Raw genomic sequence first — 15,931 nt, 5'->3', positions numbered from 1 at the left:
GAATCGTTCCTCAATGCGAAGCAGGCGGCGTCGTGCTCCACGGCGGATAGATACGCACCGGCAGCACTGGAACCAGCAGAAGAAGCGCAACGGCGACACACGCCATCAGGCGGTACAGATCGGCGGAAGTCAGAACGACCGCCTGTTCGTGGATCCGGTGCGCGAGCTGACCCAGACCGTAGTTCGCGTCGACGCCCTGATTCGCTATCAGTGGGCGGTTGCCCAGTTGGTCGACCAGCATGCTCGAATGGAAATGCTCGCGCGCGGTCCCCACACTTTCGATGAGCCCGCTCGCCACCGCCGCGGAAAACGTCTTCAGGGAATTGAACATCGCCGAAGCAAACGGACCCTCGGTGGGCGGCAGCCCCGTCGTCACGCCCATCAGGATCGACATGATCACCATCGGCTGCGCGACGATCTGCAACGATTGCAGCAGGTAGAAATTGTCGCGAATCCACTCGGTCGTGATGAAGCTTCCCATCGCGCAGGTCACGAACATCAGCGCGAGACCCGTGGCGATTACCCAGCGGTGATCGGCGCGGCGCGTGTTCAGCAAAGCGGCCGTCAGCGGCAGCGTGATCAACAGCGGCACGGCCAGAAACAACGACAGCGGCGCGGTCTGCAGCGGGCGGTACGTATGGACTATCGCGAGATACTGGGCCGGTATTGCCGCCATGCCCACCAGCAGGATCACGGTGCCGAGCAAGGTCGATAGTCCATGCGTGAAATTCCTGCGCGCAAGCAGTTGAAGCTTGAAAAACGGCACCGGCTGACACCATTCGTTGACGAGAAATGCAACGAGCAGCGGCACCCCCGCGCCGAACATCACGCAAATGAACCCCGAATCGAACCAGTCGAGACGATCGCCCTGCAAAAGACCGGTCACCAGCATCGCGACGGCGGGAAATCCGGTCACGAAGCCGATCCAGTCGAACGAGCGAAACCGCTCGAGCTTCATCGGGTCCGCGGGAAGCCCCCGCTGAATCGCGATGCAGCACAGCACGCCGAGCGGAACGATCTGCCAGAACGCCATGCGCCAGCTGACGAACTCCGTCCACACCGCGGCGAGCGGCGTGCCCAGGGCCGGCCCGAAGGTCGCTGTCAGCGCATAGCCGGCGAGGCCATACAGCTTGAGATTGGGCGGCAGATAGCGCAGCGCCACGATGATCAGCATCGGCGGAAGACATCCGCCCGCGATTCCCTGAAGAATGCGCAGCACGTAAAGCGTCGGCAGATTGGGAGCGAACGGGCACAGCAAGCCGAAGAACATCGTCGCGAGTACGGCGCCGATCGTGAACCGCTTCAGCGTGAACGTGATGCCGAACCACGGCGCAAACACCATCGTCGCGACGTTCGCTGCTTCGAACAGCGAAGTGAGCCAGGTGCCGTCGTCATGTCCGATCAGGAACGCGCCCTGGATATCGGCCAGCGCGGCCGCGGTGACCTGCTCGTTCAGGATCGCCAGCAACGACGCGAACAGCATGCCGACGAGCCCGAGCGCAATACGCCTGGTAAAAGCCAACTGCGCAGGAGCCGTCCGGGGCGGCGCCGCTACCACGCGTACAGGACCGCTCTCCAGCGATCGCGGGAGACTCGGCGCTTCCGTTTCAGTCGTCATAGGTTTCAACCCGCTCTGGTTTAGTTAGCTGTACTGCCCGACGCGGACAGTCAGCTGTCGGCTCACCGCTCTTCGTTGCTGTTCACCGATTGCTTAATTGTCAGAGATCGGACCGATTTCTTAAAGCTTCGGCTAGGCGGGTTTTGGGCCATCCAGTACGGAAAATTGGCCAGGCCGTGCTGTGTCGACCGGCTGTGCGCCGCTCGCGCGGCATGGGCGGAAAAGCGTGCGTCGTGACGAACCATGGTGGTTCGTCACGGGCCATGCGATTCAGGCGCTGGTTTGAGTCAAGCGGAACGCTGATGCGCGACCAGCCGTTACAGGCTGCGTGGAACCGACCCGCAGGGCTCGGGCAAAAGCGTGAGACGCGGCTTAGCGCGCCGCAAAAGGCAGCAACGCCCGCCTATGGCGGCAATCGCCGTCTAGTCGGGAAGCGCCAGTTTCGCAGCCAACCGGAGCTCACGGTAGGCGCTCACGAGTGCATCGAGGCTGAACGATCGGTTCAGTCCGCTTGGGTTTGGCAGGACCCATGCGCGCGCACCGGCGAAATCACGGGCTTGCAAGCCCCATTCGATATCACGCTGGCCGGACATTTCGGCGAGCGCCACCTTGCCAAGAAACGCGATGAAGCGCGGCGCGTAGTGTCGAATCTTCAGTTCGAACTGCGCCGCGGCGGCTTGAATCTCCGCCTTCGACAGTTGGTCCGCACGAGCCGTGGGACGTAAGACCGCCGTGGTAAGACCGTATCCACGATTCAACAGTTGCCGGTCGTTCTCGGGGCGAAACTCCTCGTCCGTGAAACCGGCGCGATGGAGAACTCTCCAGAACCGATTACCCCTGCCTTCGAAGTGGTGCCCTGTCGACGCCGCGCGTAATCCCGGGTTGATGCCGCAGAAGAGGATCGACAAGCCGGACTGAATGATGTCGGGAAGCAATTGCGCCGAATCGTCGTTGGTCAACGACGACACGTCCGCCAGCGCCGCGGTGGGCTCACTGTTGTGCACTCGCCTCCCCTCTGAATCGCATCCGATATTGCTTCGGCGTGACGTTGAGCCGCCGCGAGAATGTCGTGCGCATATGCGTGGCGTTGTGAAAGCCGCATTTGAACGCGACCGTCTTCAGCGGAGCATCGGTATCCTCGAGCAGTTTTCTCGCCGTATCGACGCGCACCTGCTCGACGAATACCGAGGGCGTCACCTTCGCGTGCTTCGCGAATACCCGCGACAATGTACGGCGGCTCACCGAGGCCGCGCTCGCGAGCTCCTCGATCGACAGCGTCCCGGTAATATGCTCGCTCACATATCGATAGACCTTGTGGAGGATCGGATCTTCGTCCTTGCCCGCGCCGATATAGGGGCTGTACTGCGACTGACCGCCTTCCCGCTGGATATACACGACCAGACGCTTCGCGACCCGCACCGCGAGCTCGTGCCCCCAGTCCTCGGCGACGAGCGCCAGACACAGATCGATGCCCGCGGTCACGCCGGCTGACGTGAAAAGCCGACCGTCGCGAACGAAGATCCTGTCCGGCCGCACGTTGGCTTGCGGAAATTCATTGGACAGCCGATTCGCGTCCGACCAGTGCGTCGTGACTTCCTTGCCATCGAGCAGCCCCGCATGCGCGAGCACGAATGCACCATTGCATACGGAGCCGAAGCGGCTCGCGCTGCGCGCCTGATTCTGCAACCAGGTCAGGAATTCATTCGAAGGCTGCGCATCGGGCAACTGAGGTCCGCCCGCGACCAGCAGCAGGTCCCATTGAATGTCACGGTCGGCATAGCCAAACGAAACCGCCAGTTGCATGCCATTCGAGCAGGTCACGGTGCCCGCTTCGCGTCCGACCAGCGAGACCTCGTAGCGCTGATGCTCGGGAAGAAACGTGTTCGCCTCGGCGAACACATCGAGTGGGCCTGCTACATCCAGCGCCTGCACACCATCGAATACAACAATGGCGACTTTCATGCCGTGACCTTCATGGTGGAAACTATGTTTGCGATGCCGTGGCGCAGCTTACCGCATCATCGGCCGCTGATGCCGTCAGCGCCCGGAAAAACTATTGTGTCTGGGCGTAACAAATCTCTCGCCGCAACGATGCCCGACACGAGGTAAGCCAGCACTGCGCGCGTGGCCCAAAACTTCGACTAGTTGGCAGACGAACGCACCATCCGCGCATTTCCGCCACAGCATCGATTAACTAGACTGTCTACACGACTGCGACTGGGGATATCACCCGGGCGTGCCGGGAGGTCTCCCGCCAAGGACGGCGCTTGTGACGCGCGTCGATGCCTGGCTGTTCGGTGGGTGGCTACAAGCAACGATAGTCGTCACTCCATATGTTGCGGCCGGCTCACGGCCGCACAGCGAGCAAGGGCAGATTCATCATGTTGAAGGAACGTCAGAGCTCTTTCCTGTTCGGGGGCAACGCCCCCTACGTCGAAGAGCAATATGAACTTTACCTGGCTGACCCGAATGCGGTCACAGCCGAGTGGCGGACGTGGTTCGACGCGTTGCGCGACACCCCCGCCATCGATGGCAGCGATCGTGACGACCAGCCGCACGCACCGGTGATCTCCAGCTTCGTCGATCTGGCTAAACGAACGCCGCGTGCCGTCGTCGCGGCCAGCAACGAAGCCGGTAGCGAGCCCGATAAGCAGGCCAATAAGCAACCCAATAAGCAGGCCAACAAGGAGGCCGCCGACGCGCTGGGCCTCGCGAGAAAGCAGGTGGCGGTGCAAACGCTGATTGCCGCGTTCCGGATGATCGGCACGCGCGTGGCCGATCTCGACCCGCTGGCGTGGACGCCGCCACGCTCCTACGCCGAATTGACGCCGGCCTACTACGGCCTGACGGCCGCCGACATGTCGACCACGTTCAGCACCGCCGACACGTTTCTCTTCGAGGACGACGCGACGCTGAAGGATATCGTTGCCGCGCTCGAGCAAACGTACACCGGCACACTCGGCGCCGAGTTCATGCATCTCGCCGACGCGCAGCAGCGGCGCTGGTGGCAGCTACGGCTCGAATCCTCGCGCGCCACGCCGTCGCTGCAGGCCGCTGAGAAACTGCGGCTGCTGGAGCGTTTGAGCGCAGCCGAAGGGCTCGAAAAACACCTGCACGCGCGCTATGTCGGACAAACGCGCTTCTCGCTCGAAGGCGGCGAGTCGTTGATCGTGCTGCTCGACGAACTGGTCCGGTATGGCGCGTCGAAGAAGCTGCGCGCGCTCGTGATGGGCATGGCGCACCGCGGCCGCCTGAATGTGCTCGTGAATGTCGTCGGCAAGCCGCTGCGCGCGCTGTTCGACGAATTCGACGGCAAGGACGCCGAAAAACTGACGGCCGGCGATGTCAAGTATCACAAGGGCTTTGCCAGTTCGGTCGAGACCGACGCCGGACCGGTCGAGGTGACGCTCGCGTTCAACCCGTCGCATCTGGAAGTCGTCAACCCGGTCGTGCAAGGCATGGCGCGCGCGAAGGCGGATCTCGCCGGCAGCGCCGACGGCGACGACGTGCTGCCGGTCGAAATCCACGGCGACGCGGCGATGAGTGGACAGGGCGTGGTCATGGAAACGCTGAGCCTTTCCTACACGCGCGGACACGGCACGGGCGGCACCGTCCACGTCGTCGTCAACAACCAGATCGGTTTTACGACTTCCGATCCGCGCGACACGCGTTCGTCGTTCTATACGACGGACGTCGCGAAGATGATCGAGGCGCCGATCCTGCACGTCAATGGCGACGACCCTGAAGCGGTCGCGATGGCGGCGCGGCTCGCCCTCGACTATCGCAGCAAGTTCAAGCGCAGCGTCGTCATCGATCTCGTCTGCTTTCGCAGGTACGGGCATCAGGAACAGGACACGCCCGGCATCACACAACCGCTGATGTATCGCTCGATCGCGGGTCATCCGGGCGTGAGGACACGCTACGCGAACCGGCTGATCCAGCAAGGCGTGCTGACGGCCGACGAGGCGCAACGCTACGTCAGCGCGCGTCGCGAACTTCTCGAGCGCGCGCACGAGACCGTGGGTTCCTATGCTTCGCCGCTACACGAGGAAGCCGGCGAGCGCTCGCGCTCAGCCGCGCAAACCGGCCCGGCCCGCCACCTCGCCCCGTCGGCCGACGATCTGCGCGGCCTCGCGCAGCGGATCTCGACCGTCCGCGCGGACCTGACGCTGCATGCGCTCGTCAGGAAGATGATGAACGGGCGTCAGGAGATGGCATCCGGAAAACGCCTGCTCGACTGGGGCATGGGCGAACATCTGGCATTCGCATCGTTACTCGCGGCCGGGGTCGGTATCCGACTGAGCGGGCAGGACAGCGCACGCGGGACGTTCAACCACCGGCACGCCGTTCTGCACGATCAGACACGGATACATCGTCCCGAAGGGGTCTATGTTCCACTCGATCATCTCGGCGCAACCCAGGGCCGGTTCACCGTGACGAACTCGATTCTCTCCGAGGCCGCCGTGCTGGCATTCGAGTATGGCTATTCGACGGTGAATCGCAATGCGCTGGTGATCTGGGAAGCGCAATTCGGTGATTTCGCCAATGGCGCGCAGGTCGTGATCGACCAGTTCATCGCGGCGGGCGCGGCCAAGTGGGGACAACACAGCGGCCTGACGCTGTTCCTGCCTCACGGGCAGGAAGGCCAGGGTCCCGAGCACGCGTCGGCGAGGCTCGAGCGCTACCTGCAATTGAGTGCGCAAAACAATATGCGGGTTGCGGAACCGACCACGCCCGCGCAACTGTTCCATTTGCTGCTGATGCAGGCCCGCGCCTTCGAACGGCGCCCGCTCGTCGTGATGACGCCCAAGTCGCTGCTGCGCCACCCGGAGGCGACCAGCACGTTCGACGAGTTGAGTCACGGCGAATTCCGCGAGGTTCTGCCGGACACCCAGATCGACGCGTCGCGCGCGACTGATGTGGAGCGTGTGATCGTGACGAGCGGCAAGGTCTATTTCGAATTGCTCGCGCATCGCCGCAGCGCCGGTATGACCGACACCCCGATCATCCGCGTCGAGCAGCTCTATCCGTTTCCGGCGCAACAACTGGCCGCCGAGCTCGCTCGCTATCCGAACCTGAAGAGCGTGGTCTGGTGCCAGGAGCAAGCGCGCAATCAGGGCGCATGGAGTTTCGTCGAGCCGCTGCTACGCGAGATTCTGCCTGCCGGCACGACGCTGCTGTACGCGGGACCTGATGCTTGCGCATCGACCGCGCCGGGATCGCATGCGGCGCATGTGGCGACACAATCCGCGCTCGTGTCGCGAGCGTTCACCGGCTGAGTGCGCATGCGTGTCGCGATGATGCTCTATGCGGGATTTCAGCTGCTCGAGGTCAGTGGTCCGATGGATGTGTTTCATCAGGCCAACCGCCTGTATGGCGGCGTCCTCTATGAGGCGCATCTGATCGGGCCGTCGCCGGGGCCGGTGTTTTCGTCGAACGGGACGGCCGTGGGTACGACCGAGTGCCTGTTCGATACGCGCCCGCCCTTCGATATTGTCGTGGTGCCTGGCTCCCCGGTGGTCGGTTCTGCCCGTGAGCATCGCAAACTCGTGGACTGGTTGAGCGATGCGGGACCAAGGACCCACAGGCTCGCCTGCATTTCGAACGGCGCGTTTCTGCTTGCAAGAGCCGGTCTCGCCGATCGCCGCTGGCTGACCACGCATTGGCGCGACGCTGACCGCCTCGCGGCCGAATATCCGCTGGTCCATGTGATGTCGAATCCTGGCTGCCTGAAGGATGGCAACCTGTACTCGTCGGGCGGCGCGAGTGCGGGCATCCATCTCGCCCTGTCGCTGGTGCGGGAAGACCTCGGCGAACATGCCGCGGGAACGATCGCCACGGCGTTGCTGACGCCGCCGGCACGAAGCGCCGGGCACACACGGAGTAATTGATGATCGACACGAACCTGATTCACAAGGCTCTCGCGAATCCGCTGCGGCGCGACATCCTCGCGTGGTTGAGAGCCCCCGCCGAGACCTTTCCGAACGGCTATCTCAACCATGGCCGCGGCGTACCCGTGCACGTCATCCAGGCGCGCAGCGGTCTGGCCCAGTCGACGGTATCAATGCATATCGCCGTGCTCGTCGAAGCGGGACTTCTGGTTCCGAAGCGAGTCGGCCAATGGATTTTCCTGTCGCGCAATGAAGAAGCGATACGGACATTTACGGAACAGGTTCGCGTGCATTTGTAATGGACAAGCTCAACATGATGCGGATATTCGTCCGCATCACCGAAGAAGGAAGCTTCACGGCAGCGGCCTCGCGCCTGAACATTCCGACAGCCAACGTGTCGCGGGCGGTCGCGCAACTCGAGACGCATTTGCGCACGCGTCTGCTGCACCGAAGTACCCGGCGCCTCGCGCTGACCGAGGCGGGCGAGCGATATCTGGACCGCTGCCAACAGATACTCACCTCTGTCGACGAGGCCGAAGCCGAGGCAGCCAATGCGCAAGTCAGACCCTCGGGGCGGCTGCGCGTGCATGCGTCGCCAGGCTTTGGCACGACCTGTCTGGTGCCGGCAGCGGTCCGGTATCAGGAGCGCTATCCTGCCGTGTCGGTCGAGCTGACGTTATCGTCAGGCACGCCGGATCTTCTCGACGATGGCTACGACCTGATGCTTCGATTGAGTGCGACGCAGCTGCCCGACTCGGGGCTCGTTTCGCATCGGCTCGGAGAGGTCCACAGCGTGCTCTGTGCAGCGCCCGCTTATCTGCACGCGCGCGGTACGCCGCACACGGTACAGGACATTCGGGGTCACACTTGCCTACAGCTCGTTATGTCGATTTTCCCGCGCGATCGCTGGCATCTGGACGGACCCAACGGCCGTGAAACGGTCGAGCTTCCGAAGGCGGCGGTCGAAATCAACCTTCCTGACGCGCTCGGTGTCGCGCTGCGCGAAGGGGTGGGTATCGGAGCGCTGCCGATGTCGAGCGCGCTGCCCTTGCTCGACAGCGGCGCACTGGTGCGCGTGCTGCCGCAGTATCGGCTGCAGAAACTGACGGCCTTCACGGTCCATGCGTCGCGCCAGTATCTGGACGCCAAAATCAGGACTTTCGTGGATTTCCTGCGCGAGGCCGTACCGACGGCATTGGCCGAGGACGAGGCGGCGCTCGGCCGTTGAGCCCCGCCTCGGTGACCTGCCGCTTCACGCTGTGTCGCGACAGGCTGCGCTCGACGCGCTTCAACCCGCATTTGCCTTGTGTTCGTGCGACGCCACGCGTTGCGATTGCGATTGCGATTGCGATTGCGATGGCGATGGCGATGGCGATGGCGATTGCGGTTGCGCGGCCATCGCGCGGGAGATCATTTCGTTTTGCTTGATGATCTTGTCGATCTCGGCGTCGGCCTGCGCATCGTAGTGCGCGAAAACATCGGTGCGATAGCGCGTGTTCTGCGCCGCGCCCAACTGCGAACCGGATTCGTCGCGCGTGTCGGCGTCGACCACCATCGACAGGCCGATACGCAGCGGATGCGCGGCCAGCTCGGCCGGGTCGAGCGCGATGCGAACCGGCAGCCGCTGCACGATCTTGATCCAGTTGCCGGTGGCGTTCTGCGCCGGCAGTGTCGCGAACGCGCTGCCGGTGCCGGCCGAAAAGCCCTCGATACGCCCGTGATATCGCGCGCCGCTACCGTAGACGTCCGATGTCAGCGTGACCCGCTGGCCGATCCGCATTTGCTTGAGCTGCACTTCCTTGAAGTTCGCGTCGACCCATACGCCGTCGAGCGGCACGATCGCCATCAGCGGCGTGCCGGGCGCGACGCGCTGGCCGACCTGAACCCGGCGCTGCGCGACGTAGCCGGTCACCGGAGCCGGCAACGTATCGCGCGCATAGGCGAGCCACGCGGTCCGCACTTTCGCGGCGGCGGCCTGCACGTCCGGATGCTGTTCGACCGTGGTGCGGTCGGTCAGCGCGTGGTTGGCTTCGCCCTGCTGGCGCGCGGCGTCGAGCGCTGCCCGCGCGACGCTGACCGCGTCGCGGGCGTGCGCGATGTCTTCGGCGGACACGGCGCCCGTGTCCGCGACGGCCTCGCGACGATGCAGGTCGTCGCGGGCGCGGCCCAGATCCGCTTCGCGCTGAGCGACGTTCGCCGCGTAGAAGTCGTTGTTGACATACAGGCCGCTCACGCGTCGCACGGTCTGGCCGAGCTGCGCTTCGGCATCGGCGAGCGCAAGTTTCGCATCGGCCGGATCGAGCGTGACGACGGGGTCGCCCTGCTTCACGATCTGCGTGTCGTCGGTGTTGACGGCGATCACCGTGCCGGTGACCTGCGGCGTCAGTTGCACGAGATTACCGCTGACGTACGCGTCGTCGGTCTCCTGGTGATAACGGCCCTCGGTGAAGTAGTACGCGCCGTAAGCCGCGCTCATGACCACGACCGTGGCGCCGAGCAGCGCGATCAGGCGCTTGCGGCGTGCCGGGGGCGTGGCCTTGTTGTCGCCTTGGGGCGTGGCGGACGCTTGCGCGCCGGTCTTCTGTTCGTCTTCGTGATCCGCCAGTTCGCGGTCGGTCGTGATCGAATCGCTCATTGCAATTCTCCTGATAGGGTTCGCGACGTGCCGTTCAACGTGCGGCAACCGCGGGATTGGCTTGACTGGTGGGGACGGCGGCGACGTCGGCGTGATGGACGGTGCTCGCCGACGTATCGACATAGCCGCCGCCCAACGCCGACGCGAGCTCGATCTGCTGGTCGCGGCGGTTCATCTTCAGATTGGCGATCGCCTCGTCGGCGTTCAGCGCGGTGACGTCGGCATTGAGCACGGTCAGCTGGTTGGTCAGGCCGGCCTTGTATTGCGTGGTCGCCAGTCGATCGGCATCGCTCGCGGCCTGCTGCGCGCCCTGCGCATCGCCGAGCTGCGCGTCGCTCGAGCGGATCTGCGCGATCTGCGTGGCCACGCCGCTCAGCGCGCCGATCAGCGTCTGGTTGTAGGTCGCCACCGCATAGTCGAACTCGGCGTAGCGGCCCTTCAACTGCGCGCGCAACTCACCCCCATCGAAGATCGGCAGATGGATCGCCGAGCCCACCGAGGCCGTGCGACTCGCGGCGCTCAAAAGGCGGCCGAAGCCGAACGCGTCGAAACCGATCGCGGCGCTCAGGTTGATGTCGGGATAGAACTCGGCCTTCGCTTCCTTCACCTCGTGCGTGATCGCATCGACGCGCCAGCGCGCCGCGACGATGTCGGGCCGGCGGCCCAGCAGATCAGCCGGCAGGTTGTCCGGCAGACGCACGTCGTCGCCGACGCCGAGCGTCGGCCGCGTGATCGCGAGTCCACGGTCGGGACCCTTGCCAAGCAGCGCCGCCAGTTGATACCGGGTGGTCAGGATGCTGCCGTCGAGCGCGCTGACGCGCGCACGGCTCGTGAACAGATTCGCCTCGGCCGTCTTGCGCTCCACTTCGGTATCGAGGCCGTTTGCGATGCGGCTCGCGGTGATGCGGTCGATCTGCTCGCGCCGCGCGACTTCCTGCTGCGCGATGTCGCGCAATGCGTAGAGCCGCGCCAGCTCGTTGTAAGTGCGGGCGATCGAGGTGTCGAGCGTGAGCCTGACGACTTCCACGTCGGCCTCGCTCGCGGACGCCTCCGAGACAGCCGCGCGCAGCGCCTCGCGGTTCTTGCCCCACAGGTCGAGATCGTAAGAAGCGCTCAGCAGCCCCTTGTTCTCCGTCTGCCAGGAGCCGGCGTACGGCGGCGGAATCAACGCGGTGCTGCTGTACTGCTGGCGCGTCAGCGTGTACGACGCATCGACGCGCGGCAGCGTGTTCGCCTTCGCCGTTTCGCTATAGGCTTGCGCCTGCTCGACTCGCGCGCGCGCCTGGCCGAGCGTCGGGCTACCTTGCAGTGCCTCGGCGATCAATGCTTTCAGTTGCGCGTCGCCGAACTGGTCGACCCAGTCGGCGGATGGCCAGTGCCCCTGCTCTTGCGGGAGGCTCTGGGACGTTTCCAGCTGCCGTGGTTGATCGATCTGCTTGTCGCTGTGGATGCCCGCATAGTTTGCACATGCCGCCAGCACCGCGAAGGAGATCACCGAAACACCGAGCTTCAGCGAACGGGCGACGGTGTTTGCCCTAGAAGTCTGCGTTTTCATTTTCTGACAAATCAGATTAATGGGTGAAAAAAGCGCGGCACACGGCCGCGCCGTTCAATCGCCTGTGAACTTGCGAAGCAGGCGGTCCAGCTCGGCAAACTCGGCCTTCGTGAATTTGCGCAAGCGGGCGTTCAACACATGCGGTGCGACTTCCGGAATCCGCGCGGCGACTTTCTGCCCCTCCGCGGTCAAGGTCAGATTGACCACGCGGCGATCTTGCGGGTCGCGCGATCGTACCAGCAGCCCCTTCGATTCCAGCTTGTCCAGCATCCGCGTCATCAGGCCGGTGTCGATTCCGAGCAGCTTCGACAGCTCGAAAGGCGTGGTTGCCACACCCTGCTTCAGCGAAAGCAGGATGCCCATCTGCTGGCCGTTGATTTCGAGGTCCTTGAGCGCCGCGTCCATTTCCGCGACGACGACGTTACGGGCCTTGACGAGCCTGAAGCCGATACTGTTCGTAAGCATGAAGTTCTTCGTCGTGTAATGGTCCATGGCGGTGTCCTCCTCGTTGATTTGAACAATATCTGCATTATCAGATAATGTCAAGAAGAGGATGGTCTGTTTCATTTTCCGTCCGAACCAGGTTGCCAAATTGGATTCAATGTCCGCCGGCGGCTGCCGCGCCCGCGGCACCACCCTTGGCCGGCTTCGTCACCCAGATCAGCGGGATGATGACGACAAAGATCACCGCCGAGATCCAGAAGATGTCGTTCAGGCCGAGCATCGTCGCCTGCGCGTTCAGCGAGGCTTCGTAAAAGGCCGTGGCCTTGGGAACGCCCGCGTCCAGCGCCGCCTGCAGGTGCGCGATCGCGCCGGTAAAGCCAGGATCGTCCACGCTCGATTGTTCGGCAAGTCGCGCATGGTGCAGAATCGTGCGGTCGTTCCACGCGGTGCTCATCAGCGACGTGCCCACCGCGCCGGCAAAAATCCGCGCGAAGTTGGACAGACCCGCCGCCGCCGGAATCTCCTCCGGCTTCAGACCCGACAGGATGATCGCGGTGAGCGGCGTGAAGAACAGCGCGGTCGGAATGCCCTGCAGCAAGGTGGGCAGCACGAGCGTCCAGGCGTCGACGCTGGTCGTGTAGTTCGAGCGCATGAAGAACACGCCGGCGAATCCGACGAACGCAAGCGTGGCAAGCACCCGCATGTCCGAGCGCGGCATGATCTTGCCCATCACCGGGGCGAGGATCACGGCGAAAATGCCGAGCGGCGCGGTCACGAGCCCCGCGTCCACCGCCCGGTAGCCGAGAAAGCCCTGAATCCACTGCGGCAGGATCACGAGATTGGCAAAGAAGATGGCATAGGCGACAGAAATCGCAATCGTGCCGCCGAGAAAGTTACGTCTGGCGAAAAGCCGCAGGTTGACGATCGGCTTTTCCTCCGTCAATTCCCAGATCAGGAAGAACAGGAAGCTCACCACGGCGACGATCGTCAGCGCCCAGATCACCGGCGAGCTGAACCAGTCGAGGTCGCGGCCCTTGTCGAGCATGATCTGCAGCGGTGCGACCCATGCGATCAGCGAGATCAGGCCGACCTTGTCGATCGGGAGCTTGCGGGCCGGCGTCTCGCGGTCGCGGTAGATCGCCCAGATCGCGCCCGCGGCGAACAGGCCGACCGGCACGTTGATGTAGAAGATCCACGACCAGCTGTAGCTGTCGGTGATCCAGCCGCCGAGCGCCGGGCCCGCAATCGGCCCGACCGTCGCCGTCATCGCCCACAGCGCGAGCGCGCTCGAGCTTTTTTCCTTCGGAAACGACGCAAGCAGCATGGCCTGCGACAACGGCACCAGCGGCCCTGCCACCGCGCCCTGCACGACACGGGCGGCGAGCAGCACCATCAGGTTCGGAGCGAGGCCGCACGCCGCCGATGACAGCACGAACAGCAGGATCGCCCCGACGAACAGCCTGACCTGGCCGATGCGCTGCGTGAGCCACCCTGTCAACGGAATCGACACCGCGTTGGCCGCGGCAAACAGCGTGATGACCCATGTGCCTTCGTCGATCGACACACCGAGGTTGCCGGACAGCGTAGGAATCGCGACGTTGGCGATCGACGAATCCAGCACATTCATGAAGGTGGCGAGCGCCACCGCAAACGTGCCGAGTGCAAACTTTGCGCCAGTCAGTTGGGCCGGCGCGGCTGGGTTGCTCGATGGATTCATGTTGCGTCCTCGTCTCGGTTCGAAGCGCCCGTCAGTGGCGCGTTATTATCTGCAATATCAGATAAATGGTTAAAAAAAATGCCGCCTCAGCGGTCCAGCAGCCTTGAAAGAAGCTGGCTCAACGCGTCGAAATCGGACTTCGAGAGATGCGAAAGCCGCTCGCTCCATGCTCCCTGGATAACCCGTGTGTTCCGGGCGGCGACGGTCTGCCCTTCCTGCGTCAACGACACATCCACGAGGCGACGATCCCTGCCGTTGCGGGCGCGCTCGATCAATCCGCTGTTTTCGAGCTTGTCCAGCACGCGGGTCATCCGGGCCGGGTGGACACCCGCCAATTTCGACAGTGCGGCCGGTGTTTTCACGCTGCCGCGCGCCAGCGTGAGCAGAACGCCGCGCTCCTGCAGATTCAGTCCTGCATCCGCGAGCCCCGCCCTGAGTTCGCTTGCAATCAGCTGACGCGCCTGACCCAGCACGGACGCCAGCTTCTGCGTGCGCTCAAAGTCTTCGTTGATCGAATCATCCATCGGTCGCCTCCTCGATATCTGACTTTAATATATTTGACTATGCAGATTGATGCAAGCGGATTTCCTCGCCGTATGCGCTACATGGTGTAAAAACTGAATTGAACTGCCGGCGACTATTGTCGCGATTCCTTGGGGCGAAAATCTTTCCGGCGCGGATTCGGGCGCTGCCCGCTCTCACTTCAGGAGTGACAGAAGGATGACTGACAAACCGCTTACGCTGGGTATCGATCACGTCGGACTCACCGTCCGCGATCTGAACCTCACACGCGAGTTCTTCGTGAAGTGTCTGGGCTGGCAGCAGGTGGGAGAAAGGCCTGCCTATCCGGCTGCGTTCGTGTCGGACGGACACGTCGTGGTGACGCTCTGGCAGGTCACCGATTCAAGCCGCCTCGTCGAATTCGATCGCAAGGTCCATGTCGGACTGCATCATCTTGCGCTGCGCGTGGGCAGCGAAGAAGCACTGCAGGACATCTTCGCGCGCGTGTCCGCCTGGCCGGGCGTCAAAGTCGAATTCGCGCCCGAAGACCTCGGCGGCGGGCCCAAACGCCACACGATGGTGTACGAGCCGGGCGGCATCAGACTCGAATTCGATCACGACCCGCGAACGCAGGCATCGTGAACGCGGATGCGCGCGACAGACCGGCCGACACCAACAGGACCACTGCCGCTACGCGCCATCACTCACCGCTTGTTCCTGCGGCTCACAACTGTTTGTCCGTGCCTTGTGTGCAAAAGCGGAGCACGACCGCATAAATTAGTAGCCATTGGAGCCATCAGTCCGATCACAGATTGCTGATCCAACCTACTTCGAGGTTCACTATGAGTCAGTCTCCCAAAGTCATCGTGGTCACCGGTGCATCGCAAGGCATCGGCGCCGAAACCGTCAAGGCATTTCGCAAGCTCGGCCATAACGTGGTCGCGACATCGCGCGGCATCAAGCCGTCTGACGATCCCAACCTCGTCACCGTGGCCGGTGACATCGCCGATCCGGCCACGGCTCGACGGGTGATCGAGACGGCCGTGGGGCGCTTCGGTCGTGTCGACACGCTCGTCAACAATGCGGGCATTTTCGTGGCCAAGCCGTTCACCCAATACACCGCGGAAGATTACGCGACGATCACCGGCATCAATCTCGCGGGCTTCTTCCACATCACGCAGCTCGCGATCGCCGAGATGGAAAAGCATGAGCGCGGGCACGTGGTCAGCATCACGACGAGCCTCGTGGATCACGCGATTGACGGCGTACCGTCCGTGTTGACCTCGCTGACCAAGGGGGGCCTCGCCGCCGCGACCCGCTCGCTCGCGATCGAGTATGCGAAGCGCGGAATTCGCGCCAACGCGGTTTCGCCCGGCATCATCAAGTCACCGATGCACGCGCCCGAAACGCATGCGGCGCTTGGCGCATTGCATCCAGTAGGTCATATGGGCGAGATGAGCGACATCGTGAATGCGATCCTCTATCTCGACTCGGCGCCGTTCGTGACCGGCGAGATCCTGCATGTGGACGGCGGCCAGAGCGCCGGCCACTGAGCGGGCCATGCGATGAA

The 15,931-nt window shown here is 63.6% G+C and carries 14 protein-coding genes; 6 read left to right on the top strand and 8 right to left on the bottom strand.

The genetic code is table 11. The features are described from left to right. Nucleotides 1–10: 10 nt before the first annotated feature. The 3 genes from OKW35_RS36065 to OKW35_RS36055 all read right to left on the bottom strand — a co-directional run bounded on the left by OKW35_RS36065 (nt 11) and on the right by OKW35_RS36055 (nt 3,580). Nucleotides 11–1,483 (bottom strand): MFS transporter, encoded by a 1,473-nt coding sequence (locus OKW35_RS36065; protein WP_429491928.1) that lies wholly within the window; start codon nt 1,481–1,483, stop codon nt 11–13. 557 nt (nt 1,484–2,040) lie between these two features. Further along, nucleotides 2,041–2,577 (bottom strand): G/U mismatch-specific DNA glycosylase, encoded by a 537-nt coding sequence (gene mug, locus OKW35_RS36060; RefSeq protein WP_429488890.1) that lies wholly within the window; start codon nt 2,575–2,577, stop codon nt 2,041–2,043. A gap of 31 nt (nt 2,578–2,608) precedes the next feature. Continuing rightward, nucleotides 2,609–3,580: a GlxA family transcriptional regulator gene (locus OKW35_RS36055; protein ID WP_187612800.1), complete on the bottom strand. Its 972-nt coding sequence runs from the start codon at nt 3,578–3,580 to the stop codon at nt 2,609–2,611. Between the two features lie 419 nt (nt 3,581–3,999). Between OKW35_RS36055 and OKW35_RS36050 the strand changes: the two genes are divergently transcribed. The 4 genes from OKW35_RS36050 to OKW35_RS36035 are packed head-to-tail and all read left to right on the top strand — an operon-like array spanning nt 4,000 to nt 8,737. Beyond that, nucleotides 4,000–6,897, top strand: coding sequence for a 2-oxoglutarate dehydrogenase E1 component (locus OKW35_RS36050; RefSeq protein WP_429554554.1), 2,898 nt, complete (start codon nt 4,000–4,002; stop codon nt 6,895–6,897). 6 nt (nt 6,898–6,903) lie between these two features. Further along, nucleotides 6,904–7,509, top strand: coding sequence for a GlxA family transcriptional regulator (locus tag OKW35_RS36045; RefSeq protein WP_184067593.1), 606 nt, complete (start codon nt 6,904–6,906; stop codon nt 7,507–7,509). Then, nucleotides 7,509–7,808, top strand: coding sequence for an ArsR/SmtB family transcription factor (locus OKW35_RS36040; RefSeq protein ID WP_184067597.1), 300 nt, complete (start codon nt 7,509–7,511; stop codon nt 7,806–7,808). Before OKW35_RS36045 ends, OKW35_RS36040 begins: the two co-directional genes overlap by 1 nt. Further along, nucleotides 7,808–8,737, top strand: a complete 930-nt coding sequence (locus OKW35_RS36035) for a LysR family transcriptional regulator (protein WP_429554553.1) — start codon at nt 7,808–7,810, stop codon at nt 8,735–8,737. Before OKW35_RS36040 ends, OKW35_RS36035 begins: the two co-directional genes overlap by 1 nt. Before the next feature lie 60 nt (nt 8,738–8,797). Here the strand turns inward: OKW35_RS36035 and OKW35_RS36030 are convergent, their stop codons facing one another. The 5 genes from OKW35_RS36030 to OKW35_RS36010 form a co-directional block, all read right to left on the bottom strand. Next, nucleotides 8,798–10,144: an HlyD family efflux transporter periplasmic adaptor subunit gene (locus tag OKW35_RS36030; protein ID WP_429554552.1), complete on the bottom strand. Its 1,347-nt coding sequence runs from the start codon at nt 10,142–10,144 to the stop codon at nt 8,798–8,800. A gap of 34 nt (nt 10,145–10,178) precedes the next feature. Next, nucleotides 10,179–11,699 (bottom strand): efflux transporter outer membrane subunit, encoded by a 1,521-nt coding sequence (locus OKW35_RS36025; protein ID WP_429554551.1) that lies wholly within the window; start codon nt 11,697–11,699, stop codon nt 10,179–10,181. A gap of 54 nt (nt 11,700–11,753) precedes the next feature. Further along, nucleotides 11,754–12,191 (bottom strand): MarR family winged helix-turn-helix transcriptional regulator, encoded by a 438-nt coding sequence (locus tag OKW35_RS36020; RefSeq protein WP_184067764.1) that lies wholly within the window; start codon nt 12,189–12,191, stop codon nt 11,754–11,756. A gap of 106 nt (nt 12,192–12,297) precedes the next feature. Next, entirely contained in the window at nt 12,298–13,860 is a 1,563-nt protein-coding gene (locus OKW35_RS36015; protein WP_429554550.1) for a DHA2 family efflux MFS transporter permease subunit, read from the bottom strand. Nucleotides 13,861–13,946: 86 nt separating this feature from the next. Beyond that, nucleotides 13,947–14,384, bottom strand: coding sequence for a MarR family winged helix-turn-helix transcriptional regulator (locus OKW35_RS36010; RefSeq protein ID WP_429554549.1), 438 nt, complete (start codon nt 14,382–14,384; stop codon nt 13,947–13,949). A 196-nt stretch (nt 14,385–14,580) separates the two neighbouring features. Between OKW35_RS36010 and OKW35_RS36005 the strand changes: the two genes are divergently transcribed. Continuing rightward, nucleotides 14,581–15,003 (top strand): VOC family protein, encoded by a 423-nt coding sequence (locus OKW35_RS36005; protein ID WP_429554548.1) that lies wholly within the window; start codon nt 14,581–14,583, stop codon nt 15,001–15,003. A 200-nt stretch (nt 15,004–15,203) separates the two neighbouring features. Further along, a complete protein-coding gene (locus OKW35_RS36000; RefSeq protein WP_429554547.1) occupies nt 15,204–15,914 on the top strand; it encodes an SDR family NAD(P)-dependent oxidoreductase in 711 nt (236 codons plus the stop codon). Nucleotides 15,915–15,931: the final 17 nt, after the last annotated feature.

This window comes from Paraburkholderia sp. MM5477-R1 (assembly GCF_050436385.1).
Lineage (GTDB): Bacteria > Pseudomonadota > Gammaproteobacteria > Burkholderiales > Burkholderiaceae > Paraburkholderia > Paraburkholderia tuberum.
This window is presented reverse-complemented; position numbering and strand designations above follow the sequence as displayed.